Source organism: Citrobacter freundii complex sp. CFNIH9, from assembly GCF_002903305.1.
GTDB lineage: Bacteria > Pseudomonadota > Gammaproteobacteria > Enterobacterales > Enterobacteriaceae > Citrobacter > Citrobacter portucalensis.
This window is the reverse complement of record NZ_CP026238.1, coordinates 1707885-1721707: the sequence shown is the minus strand read 5'-3', so window position 1 is coordinate 1721707 and position 13823 is coordinate 1707885. Positions and strand designations below refer to the sequence as shown.

Sequence of the window (13823 nt, the reverse complement as noted above, 5' to 3'; positions counted from 1 at the left end):
CCCTGCTGATCCCCTGCTGTATGGTTAAAAAAGGAACCAAAAAGGATGCTTTTTACGCTCAAGAAAGTGATTGGCGGTATGATGCTGCCACTTCCGCTAATGCTCATTATCATGGGCATAGGCCTGGCGCTGCTCTGGTTTAGCCGCTTTCAAAAAACAGGGAAAGTGTGCATTAGCCTGAGTTGGCTGGCACTGTTACTTCTAAGCTTGCAGCCCGTCGCCGACAGTCTGCTGAAACCGATTGAGGACAGCTATCCAACCTGGCAGGATACACAAAAAGTGGAATACATTGTGGTGCTGGGCGGTGGGTATACCTGGAATCCACAGTGGGCGCCGAGTTCAAACCTGATAAGCAACAGTCTTCCGCGTCTGAATGAAGGTATTCGCCTCTGGCGTGCTAACCCGGGATCGAAGCTTATCTTTACCGGTGCTGCGGCAAAGAGCAATAACGTCAGTACTGCAGAAGCGGGCGCCCGCGTAGCGAAGTCACTGGGTGTGCCGCCCGGTGATATCATCACGCTGGATAAACCTAAAGACACCGAAGAAGAAGCCGCAGCGGTTAAGCAGGCCATCGGCAGCGCGCCGTTCCTGCTGGTGACCTCCGCATCGCACTTACCGCGAGCAATGATTTTCTTCCAACAGGCCGGACTACATCCGTTGCCCGCGCCAGCCAACCAGTTAGCGATTGATTCACCGCTTAATCCGTGGGAGCGCGCGATCCCCTCTCCCGTCTGGTTGATGCATAGCGATCGTGTTGGTTACGAAACGTTGGGGCGAATCTGGCAGTGGCTAAAGGGATCGGAACATTGACAGGAATGTTGCCTGATGGCGACACTAACGCGTCTTATCAGGCCTACGTGTTCAGCGCAGAATTGTAGGCCGGATAAGGCGTTCACATGTTCATCAGGCGAGCCACGGCAGCAGTGATTTCGTGGCAAGGTCAAAGTTGGAGCGGTTAAAACGTCCGGTGTTGACCAGTTGCGCCACCTCATCCCATAACACATACAGCCAGCGCCGCCAGATGAAGGACTCCGCCACGGGCGCGCGTTGCAGGTATTGCCAAAGCAGACTTTCCGCCAGCGCATTATCCATTAAACGGAACAATTCATACTCTCTGGGCGCCCACAGCATCAAACCCGGTCCGACCATGGCCAGAAGCTGATCGCTACGGGCGTCTTTGAGCATGCTACGTAAACTAAAATTACCGTGGATCAGCACGCAGTTATCATTGAATCCTTCAAATAAAGCGGGCAAACACTCACGGGTACGAAACAGGATCCGCTTATCCTGCATCGTCAGCCCGGTATTGTTGAACTGATTTAACGTGGTCCACAACACTTCAACACGCTGACGATACCAGGATGGCCAGATATTCTCTTGCGTGTTATCCACCATTCCCACGCAGCCACGGCTATCCTGCCGATGCCATGACAGCAGACCTTCTACGATCTGATCTTTTAAATGTTCCCAGCGTTCGGGCGTTCGGGCTGGCGCTTCCACCGGCACACCGCGTAAACGCTCAAGCAGTAGCACATCAGGACCGGGATGCTCTTCGTGGGTTAAGACCCCGTAAATGACGGGCATTCGCACCGTACCACTGCGCGCCAACATGGAGGTTTTCCATGCCAGCTGCTGCGCCATACCTGGCGTGGTGAAACTTCTCGCCATCAGCGGCATCGGATTTCCCTGGCTGTCGTACAGTGACCACAGGGCCGTATCCACTTTTTCATTCACGCATTCTATGCGACTGAGTTTTTCGCCCAGCAGGTGGCTGAGTTCGGCACGCAACTGTTCCATTTCAGATTGCCCTCATAAATGCTACTGCTTTCATAATGAGCGTCGTGCAGACAGATGTCACCCGGATGAGATCAATTGATGAAAAGAAAAGTGGAGGGAAAGCGCAACGATACGACACTCCTCCCAAAAATACGCCTCAATATGGGGGAGTGTCGTGAGAAAAACTAATGCATCTCGGCGCGAACGCGCTCAAGATCTTCGGCAGTGTCTACGCCGGTACCCGGGACTTCTTTTGCGACGGCAACGTGAATTTTTTCGCCGTACCACAGCACTCGCAGCTGCTCCAGCATTTCGATATGCTCAAGCGGGCTAGGCTGCCAGTTAACATAGCGGCGAATAAAACCGGCGCGATAGCCGTAAATGCCCAGATGGCGCAGGAAGGTGTCCCCCACCGTTTCCAGACTTTTGGCGAAACGATCGCGATCCCATGGGATGGTCGCGCGTGAAAAATAGAGAGCATATCCTTCAGCGTCCAACACGACTTTTACCGCATTCGGATTAAATGCCTCTTCCGCACTGTGAATCGGAGCCGCAAGAGTCGCCATACCGACCTGACGTTGCGCCAGATTCTCAGCCACCTGGCGAATAATGACCGCAGGAATCATCGGCTCATCACCCTGTACGTTCACAATAACGGTATCATCGCTAAAACCACATTTCTCGACGACTTCCGCCAGGCGCTCCGTACCAGACTGGTGATCGGCGCGAGTCATGCACACTTCGCCACCCACCGCTTCTACCGCGCGAGCGACATCCTCGTGATCGGTGGCAACGATGATACGTTCAGCGCCAGATTCACGCGCACGCTCCAGTACATGCACGATCATCGGTTTACCGTTGATATCCAGCAACGGCTTACCCGGCAGACGTGTGGACGCATAACGCGCAGGAATAATGACCACAAAACTCATGATTTACTCTCATCAGCAGTCAGAACGCGGGCCTCGGTTTCCAGTAACACGGGAATGCCATCACGCAGTGGGAAAGCAAGGTTATCCAGTTTACAAATCAGTTCCTGTTTTTCCTGGTTAAACCAGAGTTTGCCATTGCATACCGGGCAGGCAATGATTTCAAGCAGACGATGATCCATAGTTCCTCCAGATGGACCGGATTGTGAATCCGTAAATATTAACATAATCGCTTAAAGGGCTGGGTCTATTTCCCAACCATGGCGTGCATCAGCAAATAAACCTTCAGGATAACGTCCCAGCGTCACGCGTGTTGCCTGTTGCCAGCGGGCAAAATCGTCAATCGCCTGAAACAATCCTTTTTGCAACGTCACTCCAGACTTAACCCCATCCTGTAACCACAGCGAAATAACGTCCAGCACACCTGTTTTGCGGTGCATTTTGGCATCCATCCGCCCAACCAACTGTCCACGATGCAGCAACGGCAAGACAAAATAACCATACTGACGTTTCGGTGCTGGCGTGTAACACTCCAGCCGATAGCTAAAATCGAATAGCTGCTCTGCCCGTTTACGATCCCAGACCACCGGATCAAAAGGTGATAATACTGCACTGTGAGTCGCCGTTAATTTGCCCGCCAGCGCCTGTTCAAGCAGCGGCTGAAGGTGGCTATGCAGCCACAAGGCTCCTAGCCCCTCAACGTCGACAGGAATAATCTGCCGCTGTTCCGCCCGTTCGTTGCACCAGTTTTTTAGCGCCGGGCGCTTCAGGCGGTAGTAGTCTGCCAGCCATTGTTCGCGAAAAATCCCCAGACTGCGGGCGCTGTTATCCAGCATGACACTTTCCGCATCTTCCTGCGAAAGTGGGTCGCGTTCATCGTCCCAGTGCGGCATGACGCGATGGGTTAAATCATACACTCGCTGGAAATTACGCCGTTCCACGACCATCACTTTCCCGGCGGTAAACAACCCTTCAAGATGACGCTTCTGCGGTTTCCATTCCCACCAGCCGCTGGTCCCTTTGCGTGGATGCTCAAAATCAGCTGAGCGTACCGGCCCGTTATGCTGGATGTGCTGGAGCAGTTGCTCAATCTCATGCGCATGTTCTTTCATCCACGCCGCTTTATATTTCCAGCCCATATTCTCCGGGGCCAGCATGCGGTGACGTATCAGCATAAAATCGCTGCGCGGCAAAAAACAGGCCTCGTGCGCCCAGTATTCCATCAGTTCGCCCTGCTGTAACGAGTCGTCCAGCCATTGGGGGGAATAATCGCCTAAACGACTAAACAGCACCAGGTAAGGACTGCGCGCCACAATATTGATGGTGTCGATTTGCAGTAACGACATGCGCGAAATGGTCGCGAGAATATCTGCCGGGGTTGCCCGGCGGCGTGTTTTTTTCAGCAGACCTTGAGCAGCAAGGTGAAGATGACGGGCATCCGTCAGAGAAAGGCGCGGCAACGACATTTATGGCCTCATAAATGATTCGCTGCCGCAGCGTGAATCAGTTAGCGAGTCAGCGAGATTAAGCTATTCAGCAATATATCAGGCCGATCGCCTGACAAATGTGCATCAACAGGTAAATACCACCAGTTTTCATCAGCAAATGCCCGGCACTTAACCGCATCTTTTTCCGTCATGACCAGCGTTTGCCCAGCGTCTACAAACGCACTGACGTCACTGTAGGTCAGAGACTGATGGTCTGCCAGCGCAATGCTTTTTTGCACGCTGGCACCACATGCTTTCAGCGTGGCAAAAAAACGCGGTGGATGACCAATGCCCGCCATGGCGACAATATTGGACAATTGCGCCACATCACGGCGTTCACCTGTACGTAAATTAACGGCCAGCCCCGGTTCAAGTCGCATAGGGATTTCCCCTGGTTGCGCAACGCCACCGTTAACAATAGTTGCATCCACCGATTTAAGGCGACCTGCGCGTTCCCGCATTGGACCAGCGGGAAGCCACCAGCCGTTGCCAAACCGACGTTCGCCGTCAATGACTACGATTTCAACATCTCGCGCCAGACGATAGTGCTGTAGTCCATCGTCCGTCACAATAATCTGCACGTCGTGTTGGGCCAAAATGGCTTTTACCGCATCCGATCTTACCGGGGATACCGCTACCGGCACGCCGGTACGTTGGGCGATCAGCACAGGTTCATCGCCCGCTTCTGCGGTAGTAGTATCAGCGGTTAACAACAGCGGGTAAGCAGTCGCTTTCCCGCCATAACCACGCGACACCACACCCACGCGAATCCCGCGTTGTCGCAGTTGTTCAACCAACCAAATCACCACCGGCGTTTTACCGTTTCCGCCCGCGGTAAGGTTTCCGACCACCACTACCGGGACTGGCGCGCGCCATGCGCGTTTAAGCCCCAACTTGTAGCATAAGCGGATCGCACCACTCACCAGGCCATACAGCCAGGAGAGTGGAAGTAACAATCGCCACAGCGGCGATTCACCAGACCAGATACGTGCGATCATTGACCAAATTGCATTTTGTGTAATTGCGCATACACCCCGCGCTGCTCAATCAGCTCGCTATGGGTTCCGCGTTCGACAATCAGACCATCCTCCACCACGATGATTTCGTCGGCTTGTTCAATGGTTGAAAGACGGTGAGCAATGACCAGAGAAGTACGGTTTTTCTGTAGCTCATCCAGCGCAGACTGAATCGCGCGTTCAGATTCAGTATCAAGAGCCGATGTTGCTTCATCAAGGATCAGAATTGGGCTGTCACGCAACAAGGCACGGGCGATAGCGATACGCTGACGTTGTCCGCCGGAAAGCAGGACGCCGTTTTCACCAATCACCGTATCCAGGCCATTATCCATCTTGTTGATGAAATCCATGGCGTAGGCCATCTGTGCCGCTTTTTCGATCTGCTCACGGCTGTACATATCGGTACGCGCGTAGGCGATGTTGTTGGCAACCGTATCGTTAAACAAGTGCACATTCTGCGAAACCAACGCAACCTGATCGCGCAGTGATGCCAGGGTATATTCGCGCAGATCGTGTCCGTCCATCAGAATCTGCCCTTCATCAATATCGTAGAAGCGCGTAATCAGGCTGGCGATGGTGGATTTCCCTGAGCCCGAACGGCCGACCAGAGCAACAGTTTTACCCGCGGGAATATTCAGGTTGATGTTACGCAGAGCCGGTACTTCACGTCCCGGATAAGTGAAAGTCACGTTGCGGAACTCGAGATCGCCGGTAGCACGCTCGATCACACGTTTACCTTCATCTTTCTCCTGTTCGCTATCCAGAATCGTAAATAAGGTCTGGCATGCCGCCATACCGCGCTGGAACTGCGCGTTGACGTTGGTCAGCGATTTCAACGGACGCATTAATGCGATCATTGAGGAGAAGACAACCGTAATTGTCCCTGCTGTCAGGTTTTCCATTACGCTTGGGAAGCTAGCCGCATATAACACGAAGGCCAGTGCCAAAGACGCAATCAGCTGGATGATAGGGTCGGAGATAGAAGAAGCGGAAACCATCTTCATACCCTGCAAACGCATCTTGTTGCTGACCTTATCAAAGCGCTTGGTTTCGACTTCCTGACCACCAAAAATCAGAACTTCTTTGTGGCCTTTCAGCATCTGCTCCGCACTGGTCGTAACCTGACCCATGGTGTTTTGCATGTTTTTACTGATGCTACGAAAGCGCTTGGAAACCACACGGATTGCCACTGACACAATTGGCGCCAGTACAATCAGGATCAGTGACAGCTGCCAGCTGTAATAGAACATCATGATAAACAGGCCAATAATTGAGGCCCCTTCACGCACCACGGTGATCAGCGCGCCGGAAGACGATGACGCAACCTGTTCTGAATCATAGGTAATACGCGATAACAATGTCCCTGTAGACTGTTTATCAAAAAAGGAGACGGGCATGCCCATCATATGGCCAAACAGGCGGCGGCGCATGGTCATGACCACTTTGCCTGACACCCATGAGATACAGTAGCTGGAGACATAGCTGGTTAAGCCACGAACTATCATCAGCCCAATGACCACCAGCGGCATCCACAGCAGCACCGAGCGATCCGTTTTACCAAAACCATCATCCAGTAATGGTTTAAGGAGCGATAACATGAAGGTATCGCTGGCCGCGTTAAGGACTAACGCTATACCCGCCACGATCAGACCCGATTTAAAAGGCGCTATGGTTGGCCATAGTCGGCGAAACGTCTGCCACGTAGAGAGATCTTTATCGTTATGCATTCAAAAAACCAGCATTTGTTAGAATAGCCGCATATTCTACCCGTTATCCTCCGACACGCCAAACCACTGATGATACCAACGAGGTAAAATCTGATCCCGCATGCTGCGTATGCGCCAGTTTTTTTGATAAAAATCCAGCGTAATCTGTCCCTGATGGGGGGTATCCAGCCATTGATAATTTTGTTGCCGATAACGTTGCTTCACTTTCCAGGACGGCAGACGCCAGGCGTTGTAACGGGATGCAGAGGCGAGTGCGACCTGCCCGTCAACCCGCTGAATGAGTGCCAGTGATGATGAAGTATTGCTGCCATGATGTGGAACCTGCATCACCGTCGACTGTAGGTGCTGCCAATAGTGACTTAGCATTTTTTGTTCAGCAGGAGATTCGATATCACCGGTCAGCAGAATACTCTGATATCCGTCATCGACCTTAACCACGCAGGAGTGGTTATTCCCCTGGTCTGTATTTCCACGCACAGGCCAGTGCGCACTGAAGGTTAACCCTTGCCATTGCCAATGCTCTCCGCGAAAACACGGGAGATGACCTTTCCAGCTCAGCGGACTTCTTACCCATAGCGACGGCCAGGCTTGTTGTAAGGAGTGCAACCCGCCGCGGTGATCCATGTGCTCATGGCTTAAAATAATTCCTTCTGGCTCCAGATTATGCCAACGCAACCAGGGAATAATCAGCTGTTGTGCGCTATCGCCTTCGGGCCATGCCAGACCGGTATCGTAAAGCAGCGCTTTCCCATTTCGCGCGATCACCATCGCCAGCCCCTGCCCGACATCCAGCATATGCACTTGCCACACATCAGTACGCGGTGCACGCCAAAGCGGCCCACTCAGCAAAAGGAGCACAGAGAAACAGATCACCGGTAGCGTACGCAAGATATTTAGTCGCCATGCGATAATCATCATTCCGGGTAAAAATGCCAGCCATTGCCAGCGCTCATCAATATTGATCCACCCTTCAGGCAGACTTCTGAGCCCCCAAAATAGCAGCGCCAGAGAACGATCCGCTAGATACCACAGGCTTGATTCAACCATCACCGTCCCGGCTAAATGCACGATCATGCCTGCTAATATCAAGGGTACGGAAACAAACGTGACCAAAGGGACGGCAAACAAATTAGCCAGAAACGAGGTCAGACTAAAACCGTGAAACATTGCGATTTGCACGGGAAAAAGCAGAAGCGTAATACCCAATTGCAGATGAGCCAGCGCCAGAAATTGACGTCCAGCACGCGACAGCGGCCAGTCCGGGAGCGGTACCCATTGGTACCAGAACAGCAGTGCCGCAACGGCGGATGCAGACAACCATAGGCTTTGCGAAAGAACAGCAACAGGATCCACCACCACGATGGCTGCCAGACAGCAGATCCAGACCGACCATCCACTCCACTGCCTGCCGCTAAGTCTCAGCGCCCCCCAGACTAGCAGCGCAACAACCGTTCGTAATGCCGGGGGTTGCAGCCCCGTCAGCCAGGCATAAAATGTGGCGCAGACAATCCCACCCACTAATGGTATCTGCCAGCAAATCCACCTTGTTGGCATAAAAAATTGTCCAGCACGTATCAATCCTGCGGTCAGTAATGCAGCAAACGCAATATGCAGCCCGGAGATAGCCATCAAATGAGCCGTGCCGGAATCACGCATAATCGTTTTCACCTCTTGTGACACAGACAAGCGCTCCCCCATTCCCAGACCCAGTATGACCTGCTGCCAGGGATAGTCGGTGAGTGCCGTTTTCAGCGAGGCGAGATACCGCGAACGCAAACCGCATTGTGGTGTGATTACCGAAGCCTGCAAGAATCGTCCCGTCAGCGGTTGATGCTGCGCCAATGCGTAACGCTGGCTATCAAATCCGCCTTCGTTTAATTGACCGTGTACAGCGCGGACTTTCAACGTCATCGCCCATGTCTGACCCGCACAAACATCACCGGGTAAATACTGCCCGTACAAGACGATTCCTTGCGCAGGAAAGATTCGTTTCCCCTGAAGGTGAGTGATCTGGCCGTAGTGCGTTGTCATATTGTCAGTTCCGGTTATCCGTACAATGGCTTGCTGGGTTTTCGCAGGCAGCGTATTACCGGTCCACAGAGCCTCTTTCGCGGCCAGGATTCCCCAAAGAAAAAACAGCAGGATTAGTCCGGCGGAACGCATATATTTGTAGGGGAGAAAACAGAGCAGACATGCCAGACAAAATACAATGCCGATACACAACATGCCTGGCAGCATAGGTAATAGCATGAGTGGGAGAATGCCGAGTAATGCACAGGTACTCACCGTTGTTATTTTCATCAATCACCTCCCTGTTACAGGGAGTGTGCAGTACTCTTCGACGGTTGTCTGGCATCAATTTATCGTTATACGACCTGAGTTCCGCAGACATTTAGTGATGGTTGTAACGTACAAATTAACTGGGATGAGGATTCCAGGATAGGTGGACAGAAATGAAAAAAGCACCCATTTGGGTGCTTTTCTCGGCGTTAAGTCTCGCTAAAAACTTAACCGTAAATATTGGCGCGATCGCGCAATTCTTTACCTGGTTTAAAGTGCGGAACGTATTTCCCTTCCAGATCCACTTTATCGCCGGTCTTCGGATTACGTCCGGTACGTGGTGCGCGGTAATGCAAAGAGAAGCTGCCGAAACCGCGGATTTCAATACGCTCGCCCTGCGCAAGAGTCGAGGCCATATGTTCCAGCATCTCTTTAACTGCATCTTCAACCGCTTTCGCGGGAATATGAGGTTGCTGGGTTGCAAGTCTTTCAATCAATTCTGACTTGGTCATGATTCCTCCGGTTCCTTAAAGGCATAATTAGCTGCTGCATTGATTAAGGGCGGCCGTAGCCGCCCTTTGTCATTGATTACAGGACGAATCCTGTAATCTGTCAAGCTACTCGTCACCCTTTGTGCCGTTAACAGCACAAAGGATTTAGAGCACTCGATATTACTCGCCTTTAGCTGCTTTGAAAGCTTCAGCCATTGCGTTGTTAGAGAAGTTAGCATCTTCCTGTTTGTTAACAGTTGCGATTGCATCTTTCTCATCAGCTTCGTCTTTAGCACGAACAGACAGGCTGATTGCACGGTTCTTACGATCAACGCCGGTGAATTTAGCTTCAACGTCGTCGCCTACGCTCAGAACCAGAGTTGCATCTTCAACGCGGTCACGTGAAGCTTCAGAAGCGCGCAGGTAACCTTCAACGCCGTCAGCCAGTTCTACGGTTGCGCCTTTAGCGTCAACTGCAGTGACTTTACCGTTTACGATTGCGCCTTTCTTGTTCAGTGCAACCCAGTTGTTGAACGGATCTTCTGCGAGCTGTTTAACGCCCAGAGAGATACGCTCACGCTCTGCGTCAACCTGCAGAACAACTGCTGCGATTTCGTCGCCTTTTTTGTATTCACGAACTGCTTCTTCGCCTGCAACGTTCCAGGAGATGTCAGACAGGTGAACCAGGCCGTCGATGCCGCCGTCCAGGCCGATGAAGATACCGAAGTCAGTGATAGACTTGATTTTACCTTCAACACGGTCACCCTTGTTGTGGGTTTCCGCGAACTGCTGCCATGGGTTGTTTTTGCACTGCTTCAGACCCAGGGAGATACGACGACGTTCTTCGTCGATATCCAGAACCATAACTTCCACTACATCGCCAACGTTAACAACTTTGGACGGGTGGATGTTTTTGTTGGTCCAATCCATTTCGGAAACGTGAACCAGGCCTTCAACGCCTTCTTCGATTTCAACGAAGCAGCCGTAGTCGGTCAGGTTGGTCACGCGACCAGTCAGTTTGGTACCTTCCGGATAACGCTTAGCGATAGCTACCCATGGATCTTCGCCCAGCTGTTTCAGGCCCAGAGATACACGAGTACGCTCGCGGTCGAACTTCAGCACTTTAACAGTGATTTCGTCGCCAACGTTTACGATTTCGCTCGGATGCTTAACGCGTTTCCATGCCATGTCGGTGATGTGCAGCAGGCCGTCAACGCCACCCAGATCAACGAATGCACCGTAGTCAGTGAGGTTCTTAACGATACCTTTAACTTCCATGCCTTCCTGCAGGTTTTCCAGCAGCTGATCGCGTTCTGCGCTGTTTTCGGATTCGATAACGGCACGACGGGAAACAACAACGTTGTTACGCTTCTGATCCAGCTTGATTACTTTGAATTCAAGCTCTTTGCCTTCCAGGTGCAGCGTGTCGCGGACCGGACGAACGTCTACCAGGGAACCCGGCAGGAACGCGCGAATACCATTCAGCTCAACAGTGAAGCCACCCTTGACTTTGCCATTGATAACACCAGTAACGGTTGCAGCTTCTTCGTAAGCTTTTTCCAGCGTGATCCAAGCTTCGTGACGTTTAGCTTTTTCACGGGACAGCAGGGTTTCACCGAAGCCGTCTTCTACTGCATCCAGAGCAACGTCAACTTCGTCACCAACCTGGATTTCCAGCTCGCCCTGGGCGTTTTTGAACTGCTCTGCCGGAATGGCGGACTCAGATTTCAGACCAGCGTCAACCAGTACTACGTCTTTGTCGATAGCAACAACAACACCACGAACGATGGAACCCGGACGGGTTTCGATTTCTTTTAAGGATTCTTCAAACAGTTGAGCAAAAGATTCAGTCATGTTTAATCTTCAGGTTTCATATTTAACGTCCACCTGGCTCCATGCCGGATGGGGTTGTTTAACATACCCGCTGTCAATCCATTGCAACGGGGGTACTGCAAATTCGGTCGCACTTAAGCGAGAGCCAGTTTTTGGCGCGCGTATTGTAACGCTTTTTCAATCACTTGCTCAATGCTTAATCGGGTTGAATCCAAAACTAAAGCATCAGCAGCGGGAACCAGCGGCGCTACAGCACGATTACGATCGCGATAATCGCGTTCTTCGATCTCGGCCAAAAGGCGTTCAAAGTTAACACTAAAGCCCTTCTCCTGCAACTGTAGCATACGTCTATGCGCACGTTCTTGCGAGGAGGCGTCCAGAAAAATTTTCACCGGCGCATCCGGGAACACCACGGTGCCCATATCACGTCCATCAGCAATCAGACCTGGGGATTCGCGAAATGCGCGTTGACGACGTAATAACGCTTCACGCACGCGGGGAAACGCCGCAACCTGAGAGGCGGCATTCGCTACTTCCTGAGTACGTATTTCACCGCTGACATCTTCACCTTCAAGAATGACTTCCAGGTTGCCGTCTGTTGAGATAAAACGCACATCAAGGTGTGAGGCAAGCGGTACCAGAGCATCTTCAGATGTGACATCAACATGGTGATGTAACGCTGCGAGCGCCAGTACGCGGTAGATCGCGCCTGAATCTAACAGATGCCACTGCAATGCTTCCGCCATTGCCTTGCACAAGGTGCCTTTACCTGCACCACTTGGGCCATCAATGGTAATAACCGGGGCAATTGCCGTCATCTTTTTCTCCTTAAACGGGCGTACATTAACGTGAACGCCGCGCATTATACGCGCCAACGCCAACGATCGTTATCTTTGTGTGAAAAATGCAGAATCATTGAAGCTGAGTGTAGAATAAATAGGCAATCGGAGATGTCAGAATGTGCCGCACCCGAAAGTGCGGCAATAAAATCAGGCAGATGTACTAATACGAGCCAACTGTTCGAAATAATCCGGGAAGGTTTTGGCGGTACATTTTGGGTCAAGAATGGTCACCGGCGTGTCAGACAGCGCCACCAGCGAGAAACACATCGCCATGCGGTGATCGTTGTAGGTCGCGATGTCCGCAAATTGCAATGTTGCAGGCGGGGTGATGCGGATAAAGTCATGCCCCTCTTCCACTTCCGCGCCCACTTTGCGTAACTCCGTCGCCATCGCGAACAGACGATCGGTCTCTTTGACGCGCCAGTTGTAGATATTACGTAATGTCGTGGTGCCTTTAGCGAACAGCGCCGCCGTTGCAATGGTCATCGCCGCATCAGGAATATGGTTCATATCCATATCCACTGCGTTCAACTCGCCGTGAGTACAGGCAATAAAATCGTCGCCCCATGTAATGGTTGCGCCCATTTTCTCCAGTACATCGGCAAAACGAATATCACCCTGCATGCTGTTGCGGCCAATCCCGGTAACTTTTACCGTACCGCCTTTAATAGCACCTGCCGCGAGGAAATAGGAAGCGGAAGAAGCATCACCTTCAACCAGGTATGCACCCGGTGACTGATACTCCTGCTGCCCCTTCACGACAAAGCGCTGGTAGTTTTGATTTTCAATTTCAACACCAAACGTTTTCATCAGGTTCAGTGTGATATCAATGTAAGGTTTGGATACCAGGTCACCTTTAATTGCGATCGTCGTATCCTGCGGCGCCAGCGGCGCAGTCATCAGCAACGCAGTGAGGAACTGGCTGGAAACGCTACCGTCTACCTCAACCTGGCCTCCGGTAAAGCCACCGCGCAGACGTAAAGGGGGATAGTTTTCCTGCTCCAGATAGTCAATTTTGGCTCCGCCCTGGCGCAGCGCATCAACCAGATGACCAATCGGGCGCTCTTTCATGCGCGGTTCGCCCGTCAGCACGATGTCATTGCTGCCCAGACATAACGCTGCGGCCAGCGGGCGCATTGCGGTTCCGGCGTTGCCAAGGAACAGCTCAACTGCACCTTCTGCGTGCAACGCACCGCCATTGCCAATTATCTCGCAGCGGGTACGATCGGCAGAAAGGGTATAGCTAATCCCTAACGCATTCAGAGCATTGAGCATATGGCGAACATCATCGCTGTCCAGCAGATTGGTCAGGACAGTGGTGCCATTGGCTAATGCAGCCAGCAGCAAAGCGCGGTTAGAAACACTTTTGGATCCAGGCAGATTGATGGTGCCATCCACCCGCGCAATGGGTTGTAACGTCAGGGATTCCATGAAACTCGACT

Annotated in this window: 12 protein-coding genes; 1 reads left to right on the top strand and 11 read right to left on the bottom strand. The window is 52.1% G+C overall.

Annotation, left to right across the window (positions count from 1 at the left end):
- Positions 1–45: 45 nt before the first annotated feature.
- Positions 46–810, top strand: a complete 765-nt coding sequence (gene elyC, locus C2U43_RS08615; RefSeq protein WP_103284965.1) for an envelope biogenesis factor ElyC — start codon at positions 46–48, stop codon at positions 808–810.
- A 93-nt stretch (positions 811–903) separates the two neighbouring features.
- On the opposite strand, the gene C2U43_RS08610 is transcribed toward elyC, so the two are convergent.
- From C2U43_RS08610 to aroA, 11 genes are all read right to left on the bottom strand, one after another.
- On the bottom strand, positions 904–1797 hold the full coding sequence (locus C2U43_RS08610; RefSeq protein ID WP_003831934.1) for a YcbJ family phosphotransferase: 894 nt from the start codon (positions 1795–1797) through the stop codon (positions 904–906).
- A 164-nt stretch (positions 1798–1961) separates the two neighbouring features.
- Entirely contained in the window at positions 1962–2708 is a 747-nt protein-coding gene (kdsB, locus tag C2U43_RS08605; RefSeq protein WP_003831932.1) for a 3-deoxy-manno-octulosonate cytidylyltransferase, read from the bottom strand.
- A complete protein-coding gene (gene ycaR / locus C2U43_RS08600; protein ID WP_003035793.1) occupies positions 2705–2887 on the bottom strand; it encodes a protein YcaR in 183 nt (60 codons plus the stop codon). Before ycaR ends, kdsB begins: the two co-directional genes overlap by 4 nt.
- A gap of 51 nt (positions 2888–2938) precedes the next feature.
- Positions 2939–4171, bottom strand: a complete 1233-nt coding sequence (locus C2U43_RS08595) for a winged helix-turn-helix domain-containing protein (RefSeq protein ID WP_103284964.1) — start codon at positions 4169–4171, stop codon at positions 2939–2941.
- A 41-nt stretch (positions 4172–4212) separates the two neighbouring features.
- A complete protein-coding gene (lpxK, locus tag C2U43_RS08590) occupies positions 4213–5190 on the bottom strand; it encodes a tetraacyldisaccharide 4'-kinase (protein WP_103284963.1) in 978 nt (325 codons plus the stop codon).
- On the bottom strand, positions 5187–6935 hold the full coding sequence (msbA, locus tag C2U43_RS08585; protein ID WP_048214571.1) for a lipid A ABC transporter ATP-binding protein/permease MsbA: 1749 nt from the start codon (positions 6933–6935) through the stop codon (positions 5187–5189). Before msbA ends, lpxK begins: the two co-directional genes overlap by 4 nt.
- Before the next feature lie 36 nt (positions 6936–6971).
- On the bottom strand, positions 6972–9236 hold the full coding sequence (locus C2U43_RS08580) for a ComEC family protein (protein ID WP_103284962.1): 2265 nt from the start codon (positions 9234–9236) through the stop codon (positions 6972–6974).
- Positions 9237–9442: 206 nt separating this feature from the next.
- Positions 9443–9727: an integration host factor subunit beta gene (gene ihfB / locus C2U43_RS08575; protein ID WP_003035780.1), complete on the bottom strand. Its 285-nt coding sequence runs from the start codon at positions 9725–9727 to the stop codon at positions 9443–9445.
- Between the two features lie 159 nt (positions 9728–9886).
- Positions 9887–11560, bottom strand: coding sequence for a 30S ribosomal protein S1 (rpsA, locus tag C2U43_RS08570; RefSeq protein ID WP_003035776.1), 1674 nt, complete (start codon positions 11558–11560; stop codon positions 9887–9889).
- Between the two features lie 113 nt (positions 11561–11673).
- Positions 11674–12357: a (d)CMP kinase gene (cmk, locus tag C2U43_RS08565; protein WP_003831921.1), complete on the bottom strand. Its 684-nt coding sequence runs from the start codon at positions 12355–12357 to the stop codon at positions 11674–11676.
- Positions 12358–12528: 171 nt separating this feature from the next.
- Complete coding sequence (gene aroA, locus C2U43_RS08560; protein ID WP_103284961.1) at positions 12529–13812, bottom strand: 3-phosphoshikimate 1-carboxyvinyltransferase; 1284 nt, start codon at positions 13810–13812, stop codon at positions 12529–12531.
- Positions 13813–13823: the final 11 nt, after the last annotated feature.